Below are 20,057 nucleotides of genomic sequence, written 5' to 3' on the forward strand. Positions count from 1 at the left end.
ATGAACCGCGAATTCCTCGACTTCTACAATCGTGAACTGTCGCTGCTGTACGAGCACGCGGAGGGTTTTGCCGAGGAATATCCTGGTATCGCCGAGCGCCTCGGCGGTCTGGTCCGCGACCGCTCGGATCCGATGATCTCAGGCCTGCTGGAGGGCGCTGCATTTCTCGCCGCGCGTGTCCAGCTCAAGCTCAAGCACGAGTTTCCGGAATTCACCGCGAACCTGCTTGAGCAGTTGGTTCCGAATTATCTCGCGCCGACTCCGTCCGCCATGCTGGTCAAGATTCAGCCGACCTACGCCGATCCGGCGTTGCGCGACGGCAAGAAGATTGCGCGGGGCGCCTATTTCGACGCGAACTATCGTGAAAGGGAACGCAGCCTCGCCTGCCGGTTCCGGCTTTGCCGCGATATCGTGCTTTGGCCCTTTGACGTCACCGGCGCCGAATATTTTGCGACCGCGGGCGCGTTGCAGGCCCTCGGGATTCCAGTCGGCGGAGAGGTCATCGCCGGGCTCAGGGTCTCCTTGACACACCGTACCGCCGCGCGGCTCGACGAGGAGCCGGCGGACGCGGAGACTCGCAACAAGCCGGAGACCTGGTTCGCTGGTTGCCGCACCAGCGAACTGCCCATCTATCTGACCGGCGCCGAGTCGGACGCCATCGCACTTTACGAACAACTGACCTCGAACTGCGTCGGGCTCTATTTTCGCTATCTCGACGATTTCGGCGATCCGGTCGTCATCCGGGCTCCGAACGACTGTGTGCAGCAAGTCGGCTTCAGCGAGAACGAATCCCTGTTTCCGAACGACAACCGGGTCTTTCGCGGGTCGGAGTTGTTGCGGGAATATTTCGTGTTTCCGCGCAAGTTCCTCGGCGTCAATCTGACGCAACTTCGCGCTGTGATGCCGCGGTTACGCAGCAAATCCATCGATATCGTCTTCGCGTTCAATGAGCACAACTCGCGGCTCGCCGCCTCGGTCCGGGCGGACACGTTCAGTCTCTACACCGCTCCGGCGATCAACCTTTTCGAAAAGACCAGCGATCGCATCCCGATCAAGTCGAATACCTACGAATACCACGTGGTGCCCGACCGAAGCCGCTATCTCGAATATGAGCCGCACCAGGTGCTGGAGGTTTACGCGCACTTTCCGGCGGAAAAGGACAAGCGACGCGTTCGTCCGCTGTACTCCGCCGCCGTCGACAGGACGGCCGGATCGGTCGAGGGACTTTATTACACGGTTCGTCGGCTGCCGCGGCGACGCACCGTCGAAGAGAAGACCTATGGCGCGGCCTCGGACTATACCGGGACGGACATGTTCCTCTCGCTGCTCGAGCCCGGCGACCCGAGCGGCGACGGATCCGCCGCCGAGCTGAGCGTCCGTGCTCTGTGCTCCAACCGGCATCTCACGGAACATCTGCCGGTCGGCCAGGGCGGAGCCGACTTTCGCCTGCTGGACGACACCTCGCTCGAGCTGATGTGCATCGCCGGTCCCACCCGGCCACGCGAGCCGGTGGTGGCGCAGTTGCGCAGCCGCAGCGAGATCGCCAATAGCGGCGTCGTCAGCTGGCGCCTCATCAACATGCTGAGTTTGAACTATCTCGGCCTCGTGGAACGCAGCGGCGGCAAGAACGCCGGGGCGTTGCGCGAGATGCTGTCCTTATTCGCCGACCAGTTCGACGATGCGACGGAACGAAAGATTCGTGGCGTGCGCAGCGTCGAGAGCAGGCCCGTGGTGCGGCGGGTGCGTGAGCGTACCGGCAGTGGCGCAGCGCGCGGCCTGGAGATCACGGTCACGCTCGACGAGAAGGCATTCGAGGGCAGCGGCGTGTTCCTGCTCGGGGCCGTGCTGGAACGCTTCTTCGCCGACTATTCAGGCTTCAACACCTTCACCCAGACCGTCATCTCGACCCCGGAGCGCGGCGAGATCATGCGTTGGCCGGCCCGCATGGGCACCCGGAGGCCGCTGTGACGCTGATCGACCAGATGAAGGCCGAGCCCTGGCGGTTCGATTTCTTTCAGACGCTCCGCCAGCTCGAGCGATGCAATCCGGATCGACCGCGGATCGGCGACAGTGCAGCGCGTCGCGAGGAGTTTGTCGACCTCGGTCAAACCCCCTATCTGGAATTTCCCGCCTCCAATCTGAGCTCGGTCGACGATCGTGATGGCAGGCTCAAAATTCTGGTCAAATTCCTCGGCCTGCTCGGACCGCAGGGCGCGCTGCCGCTGGCCACCACCGACGAGAGCGTCGGCTGGCAGTTGATGCGGGACGACGCTTTCCCCCGTTTTCTCGACCTGCTGAACGGACGCTTTCTGCAATTGTTCTTTCGAGCCTGGGCAGACGCACGGCCGATCGCCCAGCATGATCGGCCATCCGACGACCGCTTCATCGCTTATGTCGGCTCCTTCGCCGGCCTCGGCTCCGATATTTTTGCCAATCGGGATACCGTGCCTGACATGGCGAAGCTGAGCTTCGCCGGGCTGGTTTCACCGAGAGCGAAATCCGCATCACGACTGGCGCGGCTGCTGCAAGGGCTGTTCGATGTCAGGGTCGAGATCGACGAGTTCGTCGGCACGTGGCTCCCATTCGACCCAAGCCATTGCAGCCGGCTCGGCGGGACGCACGCCAAGCTTGGTCACGACGCGCTCCTGGGCTCGCGTGTGTTCAGCGTCGAAGACAAGATCAGGGTTCGCGTGTTCGTGAAGGATTTTGCTCAATACGAGCAGTTCCTGCCCACCGAAGCGCCGAACCTGTCCGAGCCCCTGGCTGACGCCGTCTACTTCTACATCGGCGACGAACTCGAGTGGGAGGTGGAACTTGCCATTCCGGCGGGAGCGGTTGTCGCGATGAAGCTCGGGCAGAGCGGACGCCTTGGATGGACCAGCTGGGTTTCGCCGAACTGGGCCTCGACCGAGGAGTATCGGCGCGATGCACGCTTTCACCTTGCCGAGCGTCTCAGAGCCCGGCGCAACGCTGCGACTGATCAGCAGCCGATTTGAACCTAAGCATCGCTCCGATTGTCCTAACATCATGGGAATTCGAGCCGATTTCCGCGACGACCCGGCATCGCCCGGGGATTGAGCAGGAGGCGCCATCGTGACCGATATCAGCCTTGAGGCCGTGACTGGCAAACTGAACCGGGCCGGCTACGATGCCTTCATACAGGCCCTGCGCCACGCCAAGAGCGTCAGCAACCGTAACGTGGAGCTTGCGCACTGGCTGTTTCACATCCTGCAACAGGAGCGGACCGACCTCAGCCTGTCGGTGGATCACTACAAGCTCGACCGCGCGCGGCTGCTGTCGGACCTCGCAGGCGTCATCAACGGTTTCCGCAAGAACGAAACCGACATGCCGGGCGTCGCCAATTCGGTCATCGATATTCTCGACCGTGGCTGGCACTACGCCACGCTGTTCTTCGGCGAGACCCAGATCCGCACCGGACATCTCCTGGTCGCCGGATTGAAATCGAACGAGATCCGTCGTGCGCTCAACAACATCTCGCAGGAATTCGCCAAGATAAATGTCGACGCATTGGCTGCGGAGCACCGCGCCATCTGGGCAGGCTCCGAGGAGGAGACCATGCGTCCGATGGACGGCTCCGGGTTGGCCGGTGCCGGTACTGACGGTACGGACCGGGCGAATCCCAAGGGGACGACGCCGCTCGACCGGTTCTCCCAGGATCTGACCGCCAAGGCCAGATCGGGCCAGATGGACCCGATCCTCGGTCGAGACGACGAAATCCGCCAATTGATCGACGTGCTGATGCGCCGGAGGCAAAACAATCCGATCCTCACCGGCGAGGCCGGCGTCGGCAAGACCGCCGTGGTCGAGGGATTTGCCCAGCGCATTGCCGCCGGCGAGGTGCCGCCGCCGCTGCGCAACGTCAGGCTCTGCGCGCTGGATATCGGCCTGATGCAGGCCGGTGCCTCGATGAAGGGCGAGTTCGAGCAGCGCCTGCGCTCGGTGATCGACGAGGTACAGAACTCGCCTACCCCGATTATCCTGTTCATCGACGAAGCGCACACGCTGATCGGGGCCGGTGGCGCCGCCGGCACCGGCGACGCGGCCAATCTCCTCAAGCCTCCCCTCGCCCGCGGCACGCTGCGGACCATCGCCGCCACCACCTGGGCAGAGTATCGCCAGTACATCGAAAAGGACCCCGCACTCACACGGCGCTTTCAGCCGATCCAGGTCGATGAGCCGGATGTAGAGACCTGTTGCATCATGCTGCGCGGTCTCCTGGGCCCGATGGAGAAGCACCACGGCGTTCGCATTTCGGACGCCGCGATCGTGACCGCGGTCAACCTGTCGCATCGCTACATTCCGTCCCGACAGCTGCCGGACAAGGCGGTCAGCCTGCTGGACACAGCTTCAGCACGGGTAGCCATCAGTCAAAGCGCGACGCCGGCCCTGATCGAGGACGCTCGCGTCGCGATCGCGGCCCGCGAGGCCGAACGATCAGCGCTGGTCAGCGACGGCGATCTCGGGGACGAGAACAGCGAGCGCATCACCACAATCGACGGCGACATAGCGACGCTGAAGGCCAAGCTGTCCGGCCTGGAGGCCGACTGGGCCAAGGAACAGGAGCTCGTCAAGGACATCCGCAGCATTCGCGAAATCCTCTCCGAGAACGGCGACGAAGATCGAGCGACGAAGCGCGTCGAGTTGCGCGGCAAGTTCGAGACACTGGAAGGCATCAATCCGGAAAAGCGGATGATCTATGCCCATGTCGACCAGCAGTCGGTCGCCTCTGTCGTGTCCGACTGGACCGGTATCCCGACCGGCAGAATGATGCGCGACGAGATCGAAACCGTCCTGAAGCTACCCGAAATTCTCAATCGCCGCGTGCTCGGCCAGTCCCACGGGCTGACGATGATTGCGAAACGAATCGAGACCAGCCGCGCCAAGTTGGACAACCCGTCCAAGCCGATCGGCGTTTTCATGCTGGCCGGACCGTCCGGCGTGGGCAAGACAGAAACCGCCCTCGCGCTTGCCGAAACCCTTTATGGCGGCGAGCAGAACATGATCACGATCAACATGTCGGAGTTCCAGGAGGCCCATACGGTCTCGACCTTGAAGGGCGCACCTCCGGGTTACGTCGGCTATGGTGAAGGCGGCCGGCTCACCGAAGCGGTCCGGCGCAAGCCCTACAGCGTTATCCTGCTCGACGAGGTGGAGAAGGCCCATCCCGACGTCCATGAGATCTTCTTCCAGGTGTTCGACAAGGGAGTCATGGAGGACGGCAACGGTCGGCGAATCGATTTCAAGAACACATTGATCATTCTGACCACGAACGTCGGCACCGATCTCATCATGAGCCTGGCGCGCGATCCGAAGTATCGCAACGAGCCGGAAGAACTCGCCAGGCTGCTGCGGCCGGAATTGCTGAAGGTGTTCCCTGCCGCGTTGCTTGGGCGCATCGTCTCGATCCCCTACTTTCCGCTTTCGGACGAGATGCTTGCCGGCATCGTCAGATTGCAGCTCGACCGGATCGGACAGCGCCTCCGCGATAATCACAAGGCTGTCTTCGGCTACGACGATGCAGTCGTCGAGCACATCGTATCCCGCTGCAACGATCCGGACTCCGGCGGGCGGATGATCGACAACATCATCACCAACACGTTGCTGCCCGAACTGTCGCGCGAATTCCTGAGCAAGTCTCTCGCCAAGGAGGAGGTCAAGCAGACGCGCGTCTCGATCGTGAACGACAAGTTTGCATATTCGTGGAACTGACTGCGATGAACATCCAGACCGAGCACCGCCAGCCGACCACCGGCACCACACCATACGATGAGGTGTATTATCCCGGGCATGTCTACGGGCTCACGCACCCGAACCATCTGGCAACGCTCGCTACGGTCTACGGCATGCAGCCGGCTCCGGTCGAGCGCTGCCGGGTCCTGGAGCTCGGCTGCGGCGTTGGCGGCAATCTGTTGCCGATGGCTTTTCAATATCCGGACAGCGAGTTCATCGGTATCGACCTGAGCGGCGTTACGATCGAACGCGGACAGCGGAACATCGCCGCGTTGGGCTTGGGCAACATCAGGCTTCTGCATTGCGACATCATGGATGTCGACGCTGCCTTCGGACAGTTCGACTACATCATCGCCCATGGCGTGTATTCATGGGTACCACCGATCGTGCGCGAGAAGATGATGTCCATCTTCAAACGGAATCTGGCGCCACAGGGGCTCTGCTACGTCAGTTACAACGCGCACCCGTTCTCGCATCTTCGCGACATGGTCCGCGACATGATGCGCTACCACACCCGGCGCATCACCGGGATGAAGGAGAAAGTGGGACAAGCTCGCGCCATCGTGAAATTTCTCAGCGAAGGATCGAAGTCCAGCTCGGTGCACGGTACAGTCATGCGCGACCAGTGCAACCGCGTGCTCAAGGCTCCGGACGAGTTGCTTTTTCACGACGATCTCGATTCTGGCGCGACGGCGTTCCTGCTGCACGAAGTCGTCGAAGACGCCGGCCGACATGGGCTGCAATATCTGAGCGACGCCGATTTCTCACGACGCTATCTTGCCGGCTACACCGAAGAGGTCCGCGCCACGCTGCAGCGCTTTCCCGAAAGCGAGTTCATGGCGCGCGATCAGTATCAGGACTTCATCGACGGCAACGGGTTTCGGCGTACGTTGCTCTGCCACGAAGGCATCTCCCTTGACCGCAAGGTCGATCTCGACTTCATCACCGCCTTCTATCTGCTGAGCACCACCAGCCCACGTCGCCCCGACGCCTGCCTGACCGACGATTCCGAGATGGAATTTGAAAATCAGGACGGCAGCCGAATCACCGTGACCAATCCGCTCCTGAAGGCCGCACATCTTTGTCTCGGCCGGGCCTGGCCGCGTGCACTCTCGTTCACTGAACTGCTCGATGGCGCCCGGACGCTGCTGGACGGCCGGCAAACAGCCGATGACCAACGGATATTGACGGAAGCGCTCTATATCCTGGCCTGCAGCGGCGAGGTCTCCTTTCTGAAATCACGGCCGTTTCTCGTGAAAGAAGTCACGGATTGTCCGCAGGCGAGTCTGCTCGCCCGCAGACAGGCGCAGAGCGGCCCGCTGGTCACCAATCTGCTTCACCAAACCGTGCAGTTGGAGGACGACAGGACGCGCCACTTTCTGCAACTGCTCGACGGCTCCCGGACGATCGAGCAAATCACAGCCGAAATGACTGAAACCTTTGGACCGACCATCCAGGTCAAGCAATTGGATGATGCCGGGCAGCCCGCCGAGCCGTTGCTGCTGTCAACCCGACAAAGCGTTGACCGTTCGCTGGCGACGGTCGGCAAACTGGGTTTGCTGGTGGCCTGAGGACGGGCGGCAAGGAGCCGGCCCGTCATTTTGTGGAGCGGACGCCCCACGTCCCATCAGCCGTCGTGGGTGTATTGTTGGCCGAGCAGCCACCCGGTGAGAATGCCGCCGGGTCCGCTGGCATAGACCGCGCTAAGGCCGACACCGGCGCGCAGCATCCGCCATTCATGCTCGCCGACCCAGGGAATGCCGGGATCACCCTTCTGGTATTGCGACAGCAACGTTCGGGCGACTTCCGCGGCATTGGCGTAGATCGGGCCGTTCGCCCAGCGGGGTCGCGGCAGGCCCGTCATGCGGCAGTAGAGCGCGGTACAGACATAGGCGGACGCCTCCTCCGCATTGCCGTCAAGGCCGGTACGCAGCAGATCGTAAGCCGCATGCAAGGCCTCGTGGACGATATAGGCTTCGTCCATTCGCCCCGTCGCCGACACGACCTCCAGCGTATTCGCCGCGACGACCGTACCGTCCGCCCGGGTCCGCGCGACGTCGTTATATTGTGCCGCAACATTTGCCGCGAGGTCCGTCGGAACTCTGACGCTGACCTGTCCCAACCGGATCGCGCGAGCGACGTGATGGAACGTTTGCGGTGCAATCGTCACGTGGCTGCCACGGATCGGAAACCGGAAGCGAATGCGTGCGACCGCCGGGCCATTGAGTACGTCTAGCACCCTGCTCCGAAGTGACATCGGATCGTCCTTGCTGTTGACACTGCTCCACGAATGGTGGTCGGCGTTTCCGGTTAGGAGGTTCAGTTGAACCCGGCCCCGGCCGGATCAGACAAATCGGGGACTGGCTTTCACTCGGAGGGCAGCCCCGTGACGACCACCGACCCGACCACGACCGACACTTACCGCAAGATCGCGGCGCGGCTGACCATGCTCCGGCCGCAGATCGATCTGTCGAAATATTTCGCGGGGCCGAATCCCAATGTCCGCCTCTATGACGAGAAGGCCTATATCCGACGCCAATTGGAGAAGTATGGCGTCGCGGCCGCGACGAGCACGCTCGACGGCGTCACGTTCCTGCCCAAGGACTGGGAAGACCTGATCAAGACGCTGCGCATTGCCAAGACATCGGACGGATTCGACGCCTTCGCCGAAGGCAAAAGCCCGGAGAAGCCGTCGCATTGGGCCCTCGATCTGTCGATGGCAGCCACAATCGGCAAGGGATTCCGGGAGATCTGGCGCCCAAAACTATCCGACCGGCCGCTCTCGACGCGAGACCTTCCGGGCCGGCACGGCTTCGGGCTCGGGCGCGGCCGAGGGCAATGGAGCGACGACTATAGCGCGCAGTTCGGCAAGGACCCGCAGCCGCAGGACATCACGTCGCTGCATTTCGCGGTAGCGCCGGACCGGGTCAATGTTCACATCGACGAGACCGGCTTCGTGTTTGAGGGCGCAGACGGCGCCCTCACGGTCGGACCGAATTTCGGCCACCACGCCGTCAATGAACTGTTCTGGAAGAGCAATCCTCACCTGCCGCGCTGGGCGATCGATCACATCGACCTGATCCTGCCGAACAGCGCCAACGATTTTTCGCGATTTGGCGTTTCGGTCGACCTGTATCAACGCAAGGACTTGCGCGTCACCGTCACCGGCTCCTGCGGCATTTTCGGAGGATTCGAGTGCTCGGGAACGTTAAGCGTCAGTGGAACGCATGATCTGCTTGGCTCCAAGCCGAAAGGCGCGCGCTGACGATCGCATGTCTGCGATCGAGGGTGCGGCAGACTTCTGGCCTGCGAAGGAAGCTCACCGTGGTGAGGCCGATCGGAAGCCGCCGGTCGTCCTACCGCGAGCCCTGCAACGGTGGCGAAGAGCGCGCCGACATTGTCGATGCATCGTCGTGGGTTCGCGCCAGCACCCAAGGTGGAACTTGCATGGCGATAGCGAAAGCCGCTTGAACCGGCGCTTCAGCAGACGCGACTGAGGGATAGGCTCGCCGACGCAAAATGCGTCCTACAGTTTATGCCAATGGTGTTGTTGCAATGGCGCCCTTAAAGCCCCCCGTCTGGCTCGATACCAATATTCTTATAGACATACAGAACGGGCAAAGAGCTGCGGCGAGCACCGCCGAGAAAGCGCTCAGCCGACGCTTCGAGAATGAAATTCTCAATCTGGCCAAGGACGGTCACGAGGTTCTGATCTCACCGCGGGTCAAGTTTGAATTTCTAAAGGGAGCGCGTGCTCAGTCCGGCGAAAAATTGCTCGCTGACTTGCGGATCGTCGAAGACAAGATGATGACCCAGGTGCCCCGCGCGCAAGTTTGGAAGTGGGGCAATGAGGGTTTGAATCACGGGCTTTCCGCGTTCGATTCCGATGTTGTTGCCCAGGTCAGGGCAGGCGGAGTGGCTCGCGGCATCAAGAATCCGGTGTTGCTGACCAGGGACAGCGGAGGAACGCTCATTGCTATGCGCAGGAGAGGCGTTCAAGCGCTCGACTTCCGGGCACCGGAGATAAGACTGAAGGTCCCGCGGAACACACCGACCCCGCCAGAGGTCCCGCCGCCGCCGGCGGGCTCCGTCGCTGGCGAGGGATTTTGGAGCGCGGCCAAGGCCGGCTTCAAGGCGGGTTTAAAGGAGGCTTTCAAGGCCGAGAATATCGCTGCGATGATCCCTGATCTGGTCCTTATGGTGGCCGACAAGGTCGCGGCCCGGGAGGCGTTCAAGAACATTCAAGTCAAGTTCATCAAGGAGGGCTTCGCAAAGGGGGTTGCAGCGGGCGTCATGGGTTGGTCCGAGGAGGAGGTTGCATCAAATCTGATGAACCGCATCACCGCGTTCAGAGTTCAAGGTCTGGAAGACCCTGCTGGCATCCTGACGCGCGCGACCATTCTGCAAGTGGCCGAAGCGTACGAAAACTATGCGGTGGTGATTGGATTTCAGTTCAGCTCTGCCAAGGACCTGAAATGGAAGCGCGAGATGGTCGCCAAGGGCTCCAAGATTCTGCATCAGTATGGATATTATTTCGGAACCGATCCGCAGGCGCTATTTGAGTACGAGTTCATCGACAAGCTAGCGTGGACGCTTCAGCCGACCACCAATGCGATAGTTGAGCCCGCAATCCGCCACTGAAAACGATCATATTGCTGGTGATTGCTCATGCCGCAATTGAAAGACAAAGTAGGACGGTTTGCCGCCACGGGTCGCAGCTGCCAGAACTGGAAGCAGGACCAGGAACTGGTCATCTCGCTGCTCAACAAGATCGCCATTTCCGACGGAGGAGCCGAGACCACGCTCAAACCGCAAATGGTCGTGACGGGTCACGCCAGCGACAGCCTCTACAACTCGATCCTGTATTTCCAGAAAAAGAACTTCCCGGGCACGCCGGACGGCTATATCCGGCCTGGTGGGCCAACATTCACTCGGCTCGTTGATCTCGCGACCAAGGCAGCCGCCAAGCCTCCTCCTCCCAAGGGTCAATGGGACGGGATCGCGACGCCATCCGTCGATGCCGCACTTCGCAAGGGTCTGCTCGACGATTCCAAGCTGGACTATGGGGAAGTCGTCGACATTATCAGGGCGACCGTCACGGACGGCATGGTCACCGCATTCGAGCTGGACGACCTGACCACTATTGCAAACACCTCCAGAACGCTTTCTCCGACTTCGAAGAAGCTCATCACGCTCTTCGTCGGCGACGAAAAGAAGAAGTGGCTCGGGGTTGGACCGTACGACCTCAACTCGGATCAAAAGAAGCTCGCCGCGGAGATGGTCTGCGATTTCCTCAAGAACACGAGGACCACATTCTTTCCGAAGCTCGACCCGCACCGCGTCGGGATAGGCATTCTCAGGCGAATTGCGAAGCCGAGCCTCATAGATCAGGATCAAGCGAGCATGTGCGGCCCCTCCGCGCTGATGTTCAGCTACGCATCCGACAAGCCGGGGCAATATGCGCGGTTCGCCATCGATCTGTATCAGAAGGGGCAGGCGAACCTCGGCCGCCTGCTGATCAAGCCGGGAAAGGACGTGAAAAACTACACGCCGCCCTACTCGCTGGACCACGTCGATTGGCTGACTTGCGCCTCCATTCGCGACTCCGAAAATTGGTTCCTCGATTTTGACGACACCGGCAGAATAAGCGACGTCGCGGGGATCACCTTGCCGAGCGAAATGGAGCAATGGTTCCGCAAGGCCGGATACCAGGACGTGCGCGAGGAGACCAATCTGAAATTCAGCAAAGGCATCGACAGCGTCAACGAAGCCAACGCCCTGCTCGCCAGTGGATACCGCGTATGCCTGTTCATAAGCGCCAACATGATCGAATATGACGACCAGTCGGATGAAGGCTCGGTGTTGACGCGGCACTGGGTCGTTTTGCGTGACAGGATACAAGTGTCGAACGGAAACGTGACGACAACGATCTTCACATGGGGCAAAGGAGATTACGCGATCCCGCATCCGGGCAAGGGTGGCGCTCAGAAGCCTCTCTCGATTGGGGACTTCCTTATGAATTATTACGGGTACATTGCTGCCAAAGCGTGAGTGGAGAACAAGCGCTCTCACCACGCGTTGAGGTCGGTGACGAGTTGCTTGTCCAGGGACAAGCTTTCCATGCCGCTGGAAAGCAAAATGCCGCTTCGATTATGGTGCCCACTGCCGGGAATGTTCCGCTTGTGGTGCAGGAAGTGACCGACCTCGTGCGCCATGACGCCAATGAACGCCTCGCCATAGTCGAACACGGGTGGATTGCCCTGATCGACAACCACGAAGACCTGCTCGTCGGGCAGATATTCCCCAGCCGCCTCGTTATCCATTGCGTCATAGTCGCCGACGAGAAAACACGTGAGATCGGCGCCGCGCACCTTGAACGGGACGATCTCCTTGCGGAAAACATCCCGCGAGATTTTTGGCCCCAGGGCTTTCCGGACCGTCATCCAAGTCGCCTCTGCCGGGGTGAAGAAGATATTTGCCTGAGCCCCGAACGTCCAGTTCAGCTTGGTGAGGAACCAGGGCACGTCGTCCGGCGTCCATTTCGTGGCGTTGATCAGATTGCCGGATTGATCGAGGTACTTGAGGAATTTGAACGCGATCGTGAAATCCTTGCGCGGCAGAATGGCGACATCCAATTTGATGCTTGTGCTGCCGCGTACGGCTTTAAGCTCGGGAATCCCTTTATCCTTGGGCGAGACCTTGAGGCCGCGCGCAGGGCCGTCCGGCCGTGCGGTGGCATACAGCGCTGTACGCAGGCGCAGCAACTGGTCGTCGCGCTCCTGGCCTTTTTGCTCCCTGAAGCGGGTCTTGATGTATTCCTGAGCGACACGTTCGACGTCATCGAGCCGCACATCCTCGACCAGGAGTCGATTGCGATCATACGACAGGCCAACGTCCTTGCTGTCGCGGAGGCAGACCAGGTTGAAGCCTCCCCGAGGAACGATCATGAAATTTTGCGTAGCGTACACACCCGAATTCTGCAGGAACTGAACGAAGCTCGGCATGGCTCCCCCCACCCCTCCTAATCCACGGACGGGATCTCGCCCGGTCCACCGCGCCGGGCATATCCATCCGGGATCGTGTCCGGTTGAGCGCACAAGATAGCGGAAATTGGCCTTGCGAGGCAGTTGATTTCGCTTGGTGTCGTGGAGCAGCAAGGGCGAATGCCGACTCAAGTGGAGCGCATTTCGAAGAAGATCTTTCCGGCTGCGGGCTTGCGCCCTGAGCTGACCTTCACGTCGGTTGGCCGGCATGGCGGGACCACCGAGGCGAGCACGTCCGGCCCCACAAGAACGCGACTGATGAAGAACGGCCAATGGTCATCGACCAAAGCGATGGCGCACGACCTTCATCATGACGACGAGGCCAAGCACGCACAGATCAAGCGGCGCAAGCAGGCGGCCAGAAAGTGAACGTTTGTCGGAATGGATTCGGCGCTGTTGTCGGAACGGAAATCAAATATTCCGATAAGTACCTCAAATTATTGGAGCGGGTGAAGGGAATCGAACCCTCGTATTCAGCTTGGAAGGCTGCTGCTCTACCATTGAGCTACACCCGCACCTCGGGTTCACCTAACACGGCCGGGCGGCGGCCTCAACTGCCCCGGCGTGCGTTCTGTTCTCCGGTAAACGAAACCATTTCGCCGCAATCCGGCCGGTTTTCCGGCGCGGCCGGGCCGGAGGCGGCCTTAACAGCGGCGGATTCGGCACCTATATTGGAAGTCCCATCAACAAAGAAAGGAGGTGATCTAGTGTCTTGTCTCAAGCGCTGTCACCTCGCTGGGATCGCCCGCTAGGCCCTGAGCAATCAGCCTGGCATCGGGGCGCTCTCAGCCCTGGACCAGCGAGACATCAATATCGGGGGCGCGGCGGAGCTCATCCGCCGCGCCTTTTTGCTGTTTTGGCCTGCGCGATTCGCCGCCGCCATGCCGGCCGCCGGGATACCTTGTCGCAACACAGAAACCGTCCGATCCGCTACAGATGAAATGTCGGCTCGGATCGCCGCGGGACGTCCTTGGGCCAGTCGCATCAGAAATAAGGAGCACATCAGATGCTTTATGCCATCCTGGCCTATCACGTCGAAGCCGAGGTCAAATCGTGGAACGCCGAGGAGGACGCTGCCGTGATGACGGGTCTGCGCGAGGTCCATCAACGGCTGAAGGGCAAGCTCGGCCCGGCTGCGCGGCTCGGCGATACCCGCAACGCCAGCACGCTGCGTGGGCCCGGCCACGGCATGGTGATCGACGGGCCGTTCTCCGAAACCAAGGAGCAATTGCTCGGCTTCTACGTGATCGATTGCGCCGATGAGGCGGAAGCGATCGCCGCGGCGCGCGACCTGCGCAGCGTCAACCCGTCGGCGGTCTACGAGATCCGCGCGCTGAAGCTCTACATCCCCGGCGCACCGTTTCCGGAGACCGCGGGCCCGAGCGATGCGTAGCGCGTGATCCCCGCGCAAACGGCTTTAGCGCTTGTCGCGAGGGAAACCGCTTCGCACTTTTCCGGATCATGCCTTAGCGGCTGGAGCGTTTCGGCAGCTTCGGAAGCTTGCTCGGGTCGAACTTCGGCAGCGGCAGATCCGTCGGCGGCTCGGGTGCCACCTCCTGGCTCGGAATCAGCGTCACCTCGAAGGCGAGATCGGGCACAGCATCCGCCCTGCCCGTGCAGGTCGCGATCGCTCCGGTCCAGATGCCCTCGAGCCGCACCACGAGGTCGTCGGTGCCGAACACGGTCGTGCCGTCTCTGGAGTGCCGCTGCGTGGTGAGCACGGCGGAGAAGCGCTCGCCGTCGACCTCATAGGTGCCGCTGTAGAGCATGACCGCGTCGCTGCCCCACAGCCTGCCATCGGCGACGTGCACGATGCCGGTGCCGTCCGCAAGCGACGTTCGAAACCACGCCGCGTAGGTGCCATTCTTGAGCATGGAGCCGGTCTCCATCTGCTCCCGTTTCACAGCGCACGATCTGGGCACCGCTGCGTTAACAGGCGATGAAGGAACTCACGCCTGCGCTCATTGGCCGTCGATCTGTCGTCCCATGATGGCGATCGCCTTCTGGTAGACGCCTGCCGCGTTCCACGCCTCGATCGCGGCGAAGTTGGGTTCCCCGGGCTGATAGCCGGCACCGGCGCGCCAGCCATGGGCGCGCAGGAAGTTCGCCGTCGAGCTCAGCGCGTTGGCCGCGACGTCGAGATTGCCGGTGCCGTAGGCGAGGACGTTCTTCGGCATGAACTGGGTCTGGCCGATCTCGCCATGCATCGAGCCGCGCGTGCTCCCGGACAAAGTGCCGCGGTCGACGAGCTTCAGCGCCGCATAGAGCTGGTCGGTGAAGAACTCCGGACGGCGGCAGTCATAGGCAAGCGTTGCGATCGAGGACAGCATGTTCTGGTTGCCGCGCTGGCTGCCAAAACCGCTCTCCATGCCCCAGATCGCGATCAACGGTCCCGGCGGCACGCCATAGCGCTGCTGGATCGAGGCGAACAGCGCCGCCTGCGACTGCTTCAGCGATCGGCCACGCGCCACGATGGTTGCAGATCCCCGCTTGGCCATGAACTGCTCGAGCGACAGGCCGAAGCTGCGCTGGCCGCGATCCGCGGCAATCGTCGCACTGGCGTAATGGGTCTGCATCAGCGCGGCGATCGCGGTGGCGCCGATGCCCTTGGCGCTCGCCTCGCCCGAGAACTGCTGCTTCCAGGCTTCGAACCCGCCGGGCCCGTTGCCGCACTGCGCCGCGTTCGCCTCAGCCCCCAGCGTTGCAACCATCACGACGATGGCGAGCGCCGACGTCGCAACCTGCCAGCCCCTGATCATCCGAAACCTCCTCCGCAATATGCCGCCGCCCTCGCGGGCGCGGCGCTGACGATGGCCGGATGGACATGACCCGGCGATGAACGGCCCGCCTCAGATTCGGCCTCGGACCGTCACGATATGTCGCTGGCAGCGGATTGGCCATCCCGCCCGCCTCAGGCAGGCCGGGACATTTGGCCCCTGCGCCCGGAAGGCGTCACGCGCCGGGCATGACGACGAACACGGCGTGCGTGACGATGCGGATCGCGCATGAGACCCGCGAAATCCGGTGGTGAACGGCGTGCGATGTAGTAGGTTCTCGGCGGGGACGGCGGCCCCGCTGTCCTCCAACTTGGGAGGCGATGGCTATGATGAAGACCCTGTCACTTCTAGCGGTCCTGCCCTTTATCGGCGTCCTGTCGATGTCGACGAGCCACGCCGCATCCACATGCTCGACCAGCAATTTCGGCATCTCTGCAGTACCGTGCGGGAAGCGGTATGCGGTCAGCTCCGAAGCCTGCCGGAAATACGTGATCGAGCATGGCGCATCGCCCGCCGAATCCTGGTGGTACTGCAGCAGTCAAGGCTACGCGAAATAGTCGGCACTTCCTGAGCGAGGCTTTTCGCCGCCGCGGACAGAGCGTCGAGCTGCCGCGACGTCGAACACGCGTGCCTGCCGGTCAGCATGTTAAGGCACGTCGCCTCTTCTCACTGGACCGACGGTCTGCGGCCGGTTGAGGAAGAACTCGCGATTGCCGAGCGCGGCCTCCGCATACTGGTCGATCGCCACGATGATCGCCTGCACGTGGTGAAAGCACCAGCCTTCCCGCGTCGCCATGTGCCGGACCTCGGCCAGCGCCTTGATCCAGGGCGCGTGGTCATCGCTGTCGTGGAAATACCGAAGCGGCTCTCTCATCTTTTCCTCCGGCACATCACGTCTTGCAGCTCGGCGCGCAGCCGCCGCGTCCCGAGCACTCGGTCATGCACGCGCTTCGCCGGCGGCCAGCTCTCGCTTCGCCGGGCGAATGAAGGCTGACGTCGCGGCGCGACGGCGCGGTGCAACGCTCGCATGCACGATGATCGGATCGCGGTCGCCCAGGACCTCCCGCTCCTCGACCAGGCGGCTCATGACCAGCCGCATCTTCAGGAGATCCCCGGCGACGAAGGCGCAGTCCTCATCGCGGTTGATCTGCTGGCGCATGATGGCTTCGGCCTCGAGCATGCTGACGCGCAGCGCCCTGATCTGCCTGCGAATTTCGCTGATGCGGTTGTCCATGGCGTCCTCCAATTCCCGGTGGAGGGCAATTAGAACAAAACAAGAACATTGAGTCAAGCAGCGAAAGCCGTCCGTCATGGGTATCGTTATCACGACGCAACCGGGTGAGTTGCAGTCACCGACCGTAACAGCTTTCACGAATTCAACGTGAGGTACCGGACATCAAGCGAGATCAAGAAGCCGCGGCCGACCGCGCGCGGCGAGGATCGCAGCCGTCAAAGACAAACGGCCGACATACGACTGTGGAACAATGCGGCATCGAACTTGTCTACACAAATAGACAAGTTAAAATGGGTCGATTCTATTTCGATCATTGCGCAGCAAATGCCCAAGTACTCCAATGCCCAAGTCCTCCAAGCTGGTAGCCGCGAAGCGCGGCAAGGTTCTTCTGGTTAGACGCCGATCTGACGGGCTGTGGATGTTTCCCGGCGGGCGCAGGCGCGCGCGAGAAACCGGGAAGGATTGCCTCAAGCGCGAGATCAAGGAGGAGCTGCCGAAGCTCAAGCTCGGCAGGCTGAGCCTGTGGAAGGAAGTGACGGCCAGGAACAAGCGTTCCGGCCGCAGGATGAGCGACGCGATCTTCATCGCCAAGAACGCCAAGGGCCGACTGGCGATCGGCGACAAGAAGGAGATCGACCGCGCCGCCTGGCAGAAGCCGCGGGGCCTTCGCCTGACGCCGACCTCCCGCTACATCCGCGACCGGCTGTTTCCAAGCAAGCAGCGCCGCCGGAGATAGGCGGCTGGACCATCGCTGCTTGAATGCGCCGCGCATCCACCCCAAAGAAACGGCCCCAGCGAGGGGCACAAGCTGGGGCCGCGAGTTTACCTTGATCGTCCAGACGCTGCCGGCAGGGACAGCACCGAACGTGTGACAATCATGCTCCGCCGCGTCGGTTCCTGGACGGCGCGCCTGGACGCGATCCCGGAAGGATGGGCCGTGAGCCTCATGCAGCGGCAGCTCACGGCCGAGCACATCTCGATGCTCAACATGATGCTTGGCGAAGCGCGGCGACATGGGATGTCCTGATTCCCCAAGGCGAATGTCCTGATGGGTGCGGCACCCTCTCTGGTGCCCCATCATGATCGTCGGATAAGCATCCGCAGACCAAGAGTTCCACCGCAGGAACACCGTACTGATCCGGATTTCTGGACAGATAGGACGGTCGTAATACCAACCCTGCCGGCGTTACCGTTCTTTGCAGAGCATTTTTTCACGACTGAGTTTTTACAGACCTATTATGACCGGCAGAAAAGGGCCGCCGATGCGACGGCCCTTTTCGATTCAGTGCCCATGTCTTCGCGCGGCAATGATCCCGGTGACGCACCCAAATCGGTACCAGGCAAAGAACGAGGCCGCCAACCGGCGGCCTCCTTGTTGAGTGGCCCCAGCAACCTATGGGGGCCTGGGAGGGCAGGCGCTGGGGCCGTCTACCGGCCCGGTTGGCGCAGTCGGGCCAGGTGAGCTTCCATCAAATGAACAGAGCAACGGCAACCATTGCGATTGGGCAAAGTCCCAATACGACGATGCCCGCTCGAACAATCACTTCGGACATGACATGCGCCCTTCAATGGGGCGATCAAAATACGCCGCAGCGGAAGCCGCGCAAAGTGCAGTTTGTGCCAGATTTTCCGCGTCCCTCAATCATGCGTCACGGCGGGAAAGTACGCGCCAAGGCGGAGTCGTTCAGACACCAAAACTCACGCGCGAACCTCCCGGAGATCGCCGAAGAGTGAGGCCCCGGCCGGTATCGCGAATTTCGGCCCTGGAGTTTGGCGGCTGCGCCGGCACACCGTGCTGATTTCTTCAGCTTCGCATACCGCCGACGCGTGCTAGGAATGACGTGATCCGCTGCGTATCGGACCACGACATGAGCCAGAACTCGTCAGAATGACCTTCCCCTCCAACCGCCAGAGGCGGCTGTTCAGACTGGTCTCCGCGCGTTGGCAGCGCCGCGCCCTGTTCTTGCTGGGCGGCATTGCGGTCGGCGCGGCGGCCGTCGCGCTGGCACAGCTCGCCGATCTGGCACAGATCGCGTTCGGCGCGGTGGTATCCCGTTTCCATTATGCCTCGCTGGTGCTGACGCCGGCCGGGTTCGCGCTGTCGGTGTTTCTGACCAACCGCTTCTTTCAGAACGCGCAAGGCAGCGGAATCCCGCAGGCGATCGCCGCACGCCATCTGACCGACCAGACCGCGCGCGAAAGCCTGGTTTCGCTGCGCGTTGCCGCCGGCAAGATCCTGCTGACTCTGTTCGGCCTGTTGTGTGGCGCGTCGGTCGGGCGCGAGGGACCGACGGTGCAGATCGGCGCCTCGATCATGTTTGCGCTCGGCCGCTTCTCGCCGCGGCGCCAACCCGGCCTGATCCTTGCCGGCGCGGCCGCTGGTGTCGCGGCCGCTTTCAACACCCCGCTGGCCGGGATCGTGTTCGGCATCGAGGAAATGAGCCGTGCCTTCGAGACGAGAACCAGCAGCCTGATCATCGGCGCGGTGATCGCTGCCGGCCTGACCTCGCTCGCACTGATGGGCAACTATACGTATTTCGGCACCAGCGCGACGGCCCTGCGCAACGGCACCGACTGGCTCGCGGTCCCGCTCTGCGGCGTTGCCGGAGGTCTTGCGGGCGGCCTGTTCAGTCGCATCCTGATCACAATGGCACGCGGGTTTGCCAATCCGGTCGGAAGCGCGATCAAGCGTTATCCAGTCGGTTTTGCCGCAATCTGCGGATTAGCGGCTGCGATTTGCGGGATTGCGTCCGACGGCGCGATCTATGGCACGGGATATCAGCAGGTCAAATCCGCGCTCGAAGCCGGAGCACAATTGCCGGCGAGCTTCAGCGTCTGGAAATTCCTCGCGACCACGTTCGCCTCGATCAGCGGCATGCCGGGCGGCATCTTCGCGCCCTCGCTCGCGGTCGGTGCCGGGCTCGGCTCCAACATCGCGCCGCTGTTTCACGGCGCGCCGCTGCCGGCCATCATGCTGCTCGGCATGGTCTCCTATTTCGCCGGCGTGGTGCAGGCGCCGATCACCGCCTTCGTGATCGTCACCGAGATGACCGACAATCACGCGATGGTCGTGCCCTTGATGGCCGCGGCCCTGATTGCGCACGCGAGCTCACGCCTGATCTGCAAGGAAGGCGTCTATCACGCCCTCGCCAAGGGCTTCGTCGAGCGCGCTGCGCCGGCGCAGAAGATCACCTCGATCTGAATTCCCGGCACCAAGGGAAAATGCCCCGGCATCTCGCGTTGCCGGGGCCG

The 20,057-nt window shown here is 62.1% G+C and carries 19 protein-coding genes and 1 tRNA gene; 13 read left to right on the forward strand and 7 right to left on the reverse strand.

Features of this window, described 5'->3' with window-relative positions:
- The 4 genes from tssF (at position 1) to ACVMB1_RS16890 (ending at position 7,322) form a co-directional block, all read left to right on the forward strand.
- The gene (tssF, locus tag ACVMB1_RS16875; protein WP_141339670.1) at positions 1-1,968 is read left to right on the forward strand and encodes a type VI secretion system baseplate subunit TssF; all 1,968 of its coding nucleotides are present in this window, start codon (positions 1-3) and stop codon (positions 1,966-1,968) included.
- Positions 1,932-2,996 (forward strand): type VI secretion system baseplate subunit TssG, encoded by a 1,065-nt coding sequence (gene tssG, locus ACVMB1_RS16880; RefSeq protein ID WP_057019599.1) that lies wholly within the window; start codon positions 1,932-1,934, stop codon positions 2,994-2,996. The genes tssF and tssG overlap by 37 nt, the downstream gene beginning before the upstream one ends.
- 97 nt (positions 2,997-3,093) lie before the next feature.
- Positions 3,094-5,730, forward strand: a complete 2,637-nt coding sequence (tssH, locus tag ACVMB1_RS16885; protein ID WP_253623751.1) for a type VI secretion system ATPase TssH — start codon at positions 3,094-3,096, stop codon at positions 5,728-5,730.
- 5 nt (positions 5,731-5,735) lie between these two features.
- Entirely contained in the window at positions 5,736-7,322 is a 1,587-nt protein-coding gene (locus ACVMB1_RS16890; RefSeq protein ID WP_076831722.1) for a class I SAM-dependent methyltransferase, read from the forward strand.
- Positions 7,323-7,378: 56 nt separating this feature from the next.
- On the opposite strand, the gene ACVMB1_RS16895 is transcribed toward ACVMB1_RS16890, so the two are convergent.
- On the reverse strand, positions 7,379-8,008 hold the full coding sequence (locus ACVMB1_RS16895; protein ID WP_057019601.1) for a hypothetical protein: 630 nt from the start codon (positions 8,006-8,008) through the stop codon (positions 7,379-7,381).
- A gap of 129 nt (positions 8,009-8,137) precedes the next feature.
- Here ACVMB1_RS16895 and ACVMB1_RS16900 point away from each other — a divergent pair, with 129 nt between their 5' ends.
- The 3 genes from ACVMB1_RS16900 to ACVMB1_RS16910 all read left to right on the forward strand — a co-directional run bounded on the left by ACVMB1_RS16900 (position 8,138) and on the right by ACVMB1_RS16910 (position 11,802).
- Positions 8,138-9,016, forward strand: coding sequence for a hypothetical protein (locus ACVMB1_RS16900; protein WP_057019602.1), 879 nt, complete (start codon positions 8,138-8,140; stop codon positions 9,014-9,016).
- A gap of 254 nt (positions 9,017-9,270) precedes the next feature.
- Positions 9,271-10,392 (forward strand): PIN domain-containing protein, encoded by a 1,122-nt coding sequence (locus ACVMB1_RS16905; RefSeq protein WP_244558920.1) that lies wholly within the window; start codon positions 9,271-9,273, stop codon positions 10,390-10,392.
- 27 nt (positions 10,393-10,419) lie between these two features.
- On the forward strand, positions 10,420-11,802 hold the full coding sequence (locus ACVMB1_RS16910) for a hypothetical protein (RefSeq protein ID WP_057019604.1): 1,383 nt from the start codon (positions 10,420-10,422) through the stop codon (positions 11,800-11,802).
- A 17-nt stretch (positions 11,803-11,819) separates the two neighbouring features.
- Here ACVMB1_RS16910 and ACVMB1_RS16915 read toward each other — a convergent pair whose 3' ends face one another.
- On the reverse strand, positions 11,820-12,755 hold the full coding sequence (locus tag ACVMB1_RS16915; protein WP_076831498.1) for a hypothetical protein: 936 nt from the start codon (positions 12,753-12,755) through the stop codon (positions 11,820-11,822).
- Positions 12,756-12,878: 123 nt separating this feature from the next.
- Between ACVMB1_RS16915 and ACVMB1_RS16920 the strand changes: the two genes are divergently transcribed.
- On the forward strand, positions 12,879-13,163 hold the full coding sequence (locus ACVMB1_RS16920) for a hypothetical protein (RefSeq protein ID WP_244558921.1): 285 nt from the start codon (positions 12,879-12,881) through the stop codon (positions 13,161-13,163).
- 72 nt (positions 13,164-13,235) lie between these two features.
- Here ACVMB1_RS16920 and ACVMB1_RS16925 read toward each other — a convergent pair.
- Positions 13,236-13,309, reverse strand: a tRNA-Gly gene (locus tag ACVMB1_RS16925).
- Positions 13,310-13,800: 491 nt separating this feature from the next.
- Between ACVMB1_RS16925 and ACVMB1_RS16930 the strand changes: the two genes are divergently transcribed.
- Entirely contained in the window at positions 13,801-14,187 is a 387-nt protein-coding gene (locus ACVMB1_RS16930; RefSeq protein ID WP_229189339.1) for a YciI family protein, read from the forward strand.
- Between the two features lie 73 nt (positions 14,188-14,260).
- Here ACVMB1_RS16930 and ACVMB1_RS16935 read toward each other — a convergent pair whose 3' ends face one another.
- Positions 14,261-14,668: a hypothetical protein gene (locus ACVMB1_RS16935; RefSeq protein ID WP_229189340.1), complete on the reverse strand. Its 408-nt coding sequence runs from the start codon at positions 14,666-14,668 to the stop codon at positions 14,261-14,263.
- Between the two features lie 87 nt (positions 14,669-14,755).
- Positions 14,756-15,553, reverse strand: coding sequence for a lytic murein transglycosylase (locus tag ACVMB1_RS16940; protein WP_038383190.1), 798 nt, complete (start codon positions 15,551-15,553; stop codon positions 14,756-14,758).
- A gap of 344 nt (positions 15,554-15,897) precedes the next feature.
- Here ACVMB1_RS16940 and ACVMB1_RS16945 point away from each other — a divergent pair, with 344 nt between their 5' ends.
- Complete coding sequence (locus ACVMB1_RS16945) at positions 15,898-16,128, forward strand: hypothetical protein (protein ID WP_229189341.1); 231 nt, start codon at positions 15,898-15,900, stop codon at positions 16,126-16,128.
- Between the two features lie 89 nt (positions 16,129-16,217).
- Here ACVMB1_RS16945 and ACVMB1_RS16950 read toward each other — a convergent pair whose 3' ends face one another.
- Both ACVMB1_RS16950 and ACVMB1_RS16955 read right to left on the reverse strand, forming a co-directional pair.
- Entirely contained in the window at positions 16,218-16,445 is a 228-nt protein-coding gene (locus tag ACVMB1_RS16950) for a hypothetical protein (protein ID WP_016843397.1), read from the reverse strand.
- A gap of 63 nt (positions 16,446-16,508) precedes the next feature.
- A complete protein-coding gene (locus ACVMB1_RS16955; protein ID WP_076831506.1) occupies positions 16,509-16,805 on the reverse strand; it encodes a hypothetical protein in 297 nt (98 codons plus the stop codon).
- Positions 16,806-17,145: 340 nt separating this feature from the next.
- Here ACVMB1_RS16955 and ACVMB1_RS16960 point away from each other — a divergent pair, with 340 nt between their 5' ends.
- The 3 genes from ACVMB1_RS16960 to ACVMB1_RS16970 all read left to right on the forward strand — a co-directional run bounded on the left by ACVMB1_RS16960 (position 17,146) and on the right by ACVMB1_RS16970 (position 20,007).
- Positions 17,146-17,541 (forward strand): NUDIX hydrolase, encoded by a 396-nt coding sequence (locus ACVMB1_RS16960; protein ID WP_076831509.1) that lies wholly within the window; start codon positions 17,146-17,148, stop codon positions 17,539-17,541.
- Positions 17,542-17,682: 141 nt separating this feature from the next.
- Positions 17,683-17,832 (forward strand): hypothetical protein, encoded by a 150-nt coding sequence (locus tag ACVMB1_RS16965; RefSeq protein WP_158074226.1) that lies wholly within the window; start codon positions 17,683-17,685, stop codon positions 17,830-17,832.
- Between the two features lie 861 nt (positions 17,833-18,693).
- Entirely contained in the window at positions 18,694-20,007 is a 1,314-nt protein-coding gene (locus ACVMB1_RS16970; RefSeq protein ID WP_076831512.1) for a chloride channel protein, read from the forward strand.
- Positions 20,008-20,057: the final 50 nt, after the last annotated feature.

This window comes from Bradyrhizobium sp. USDA 4504, assembly GCF_054063995.1.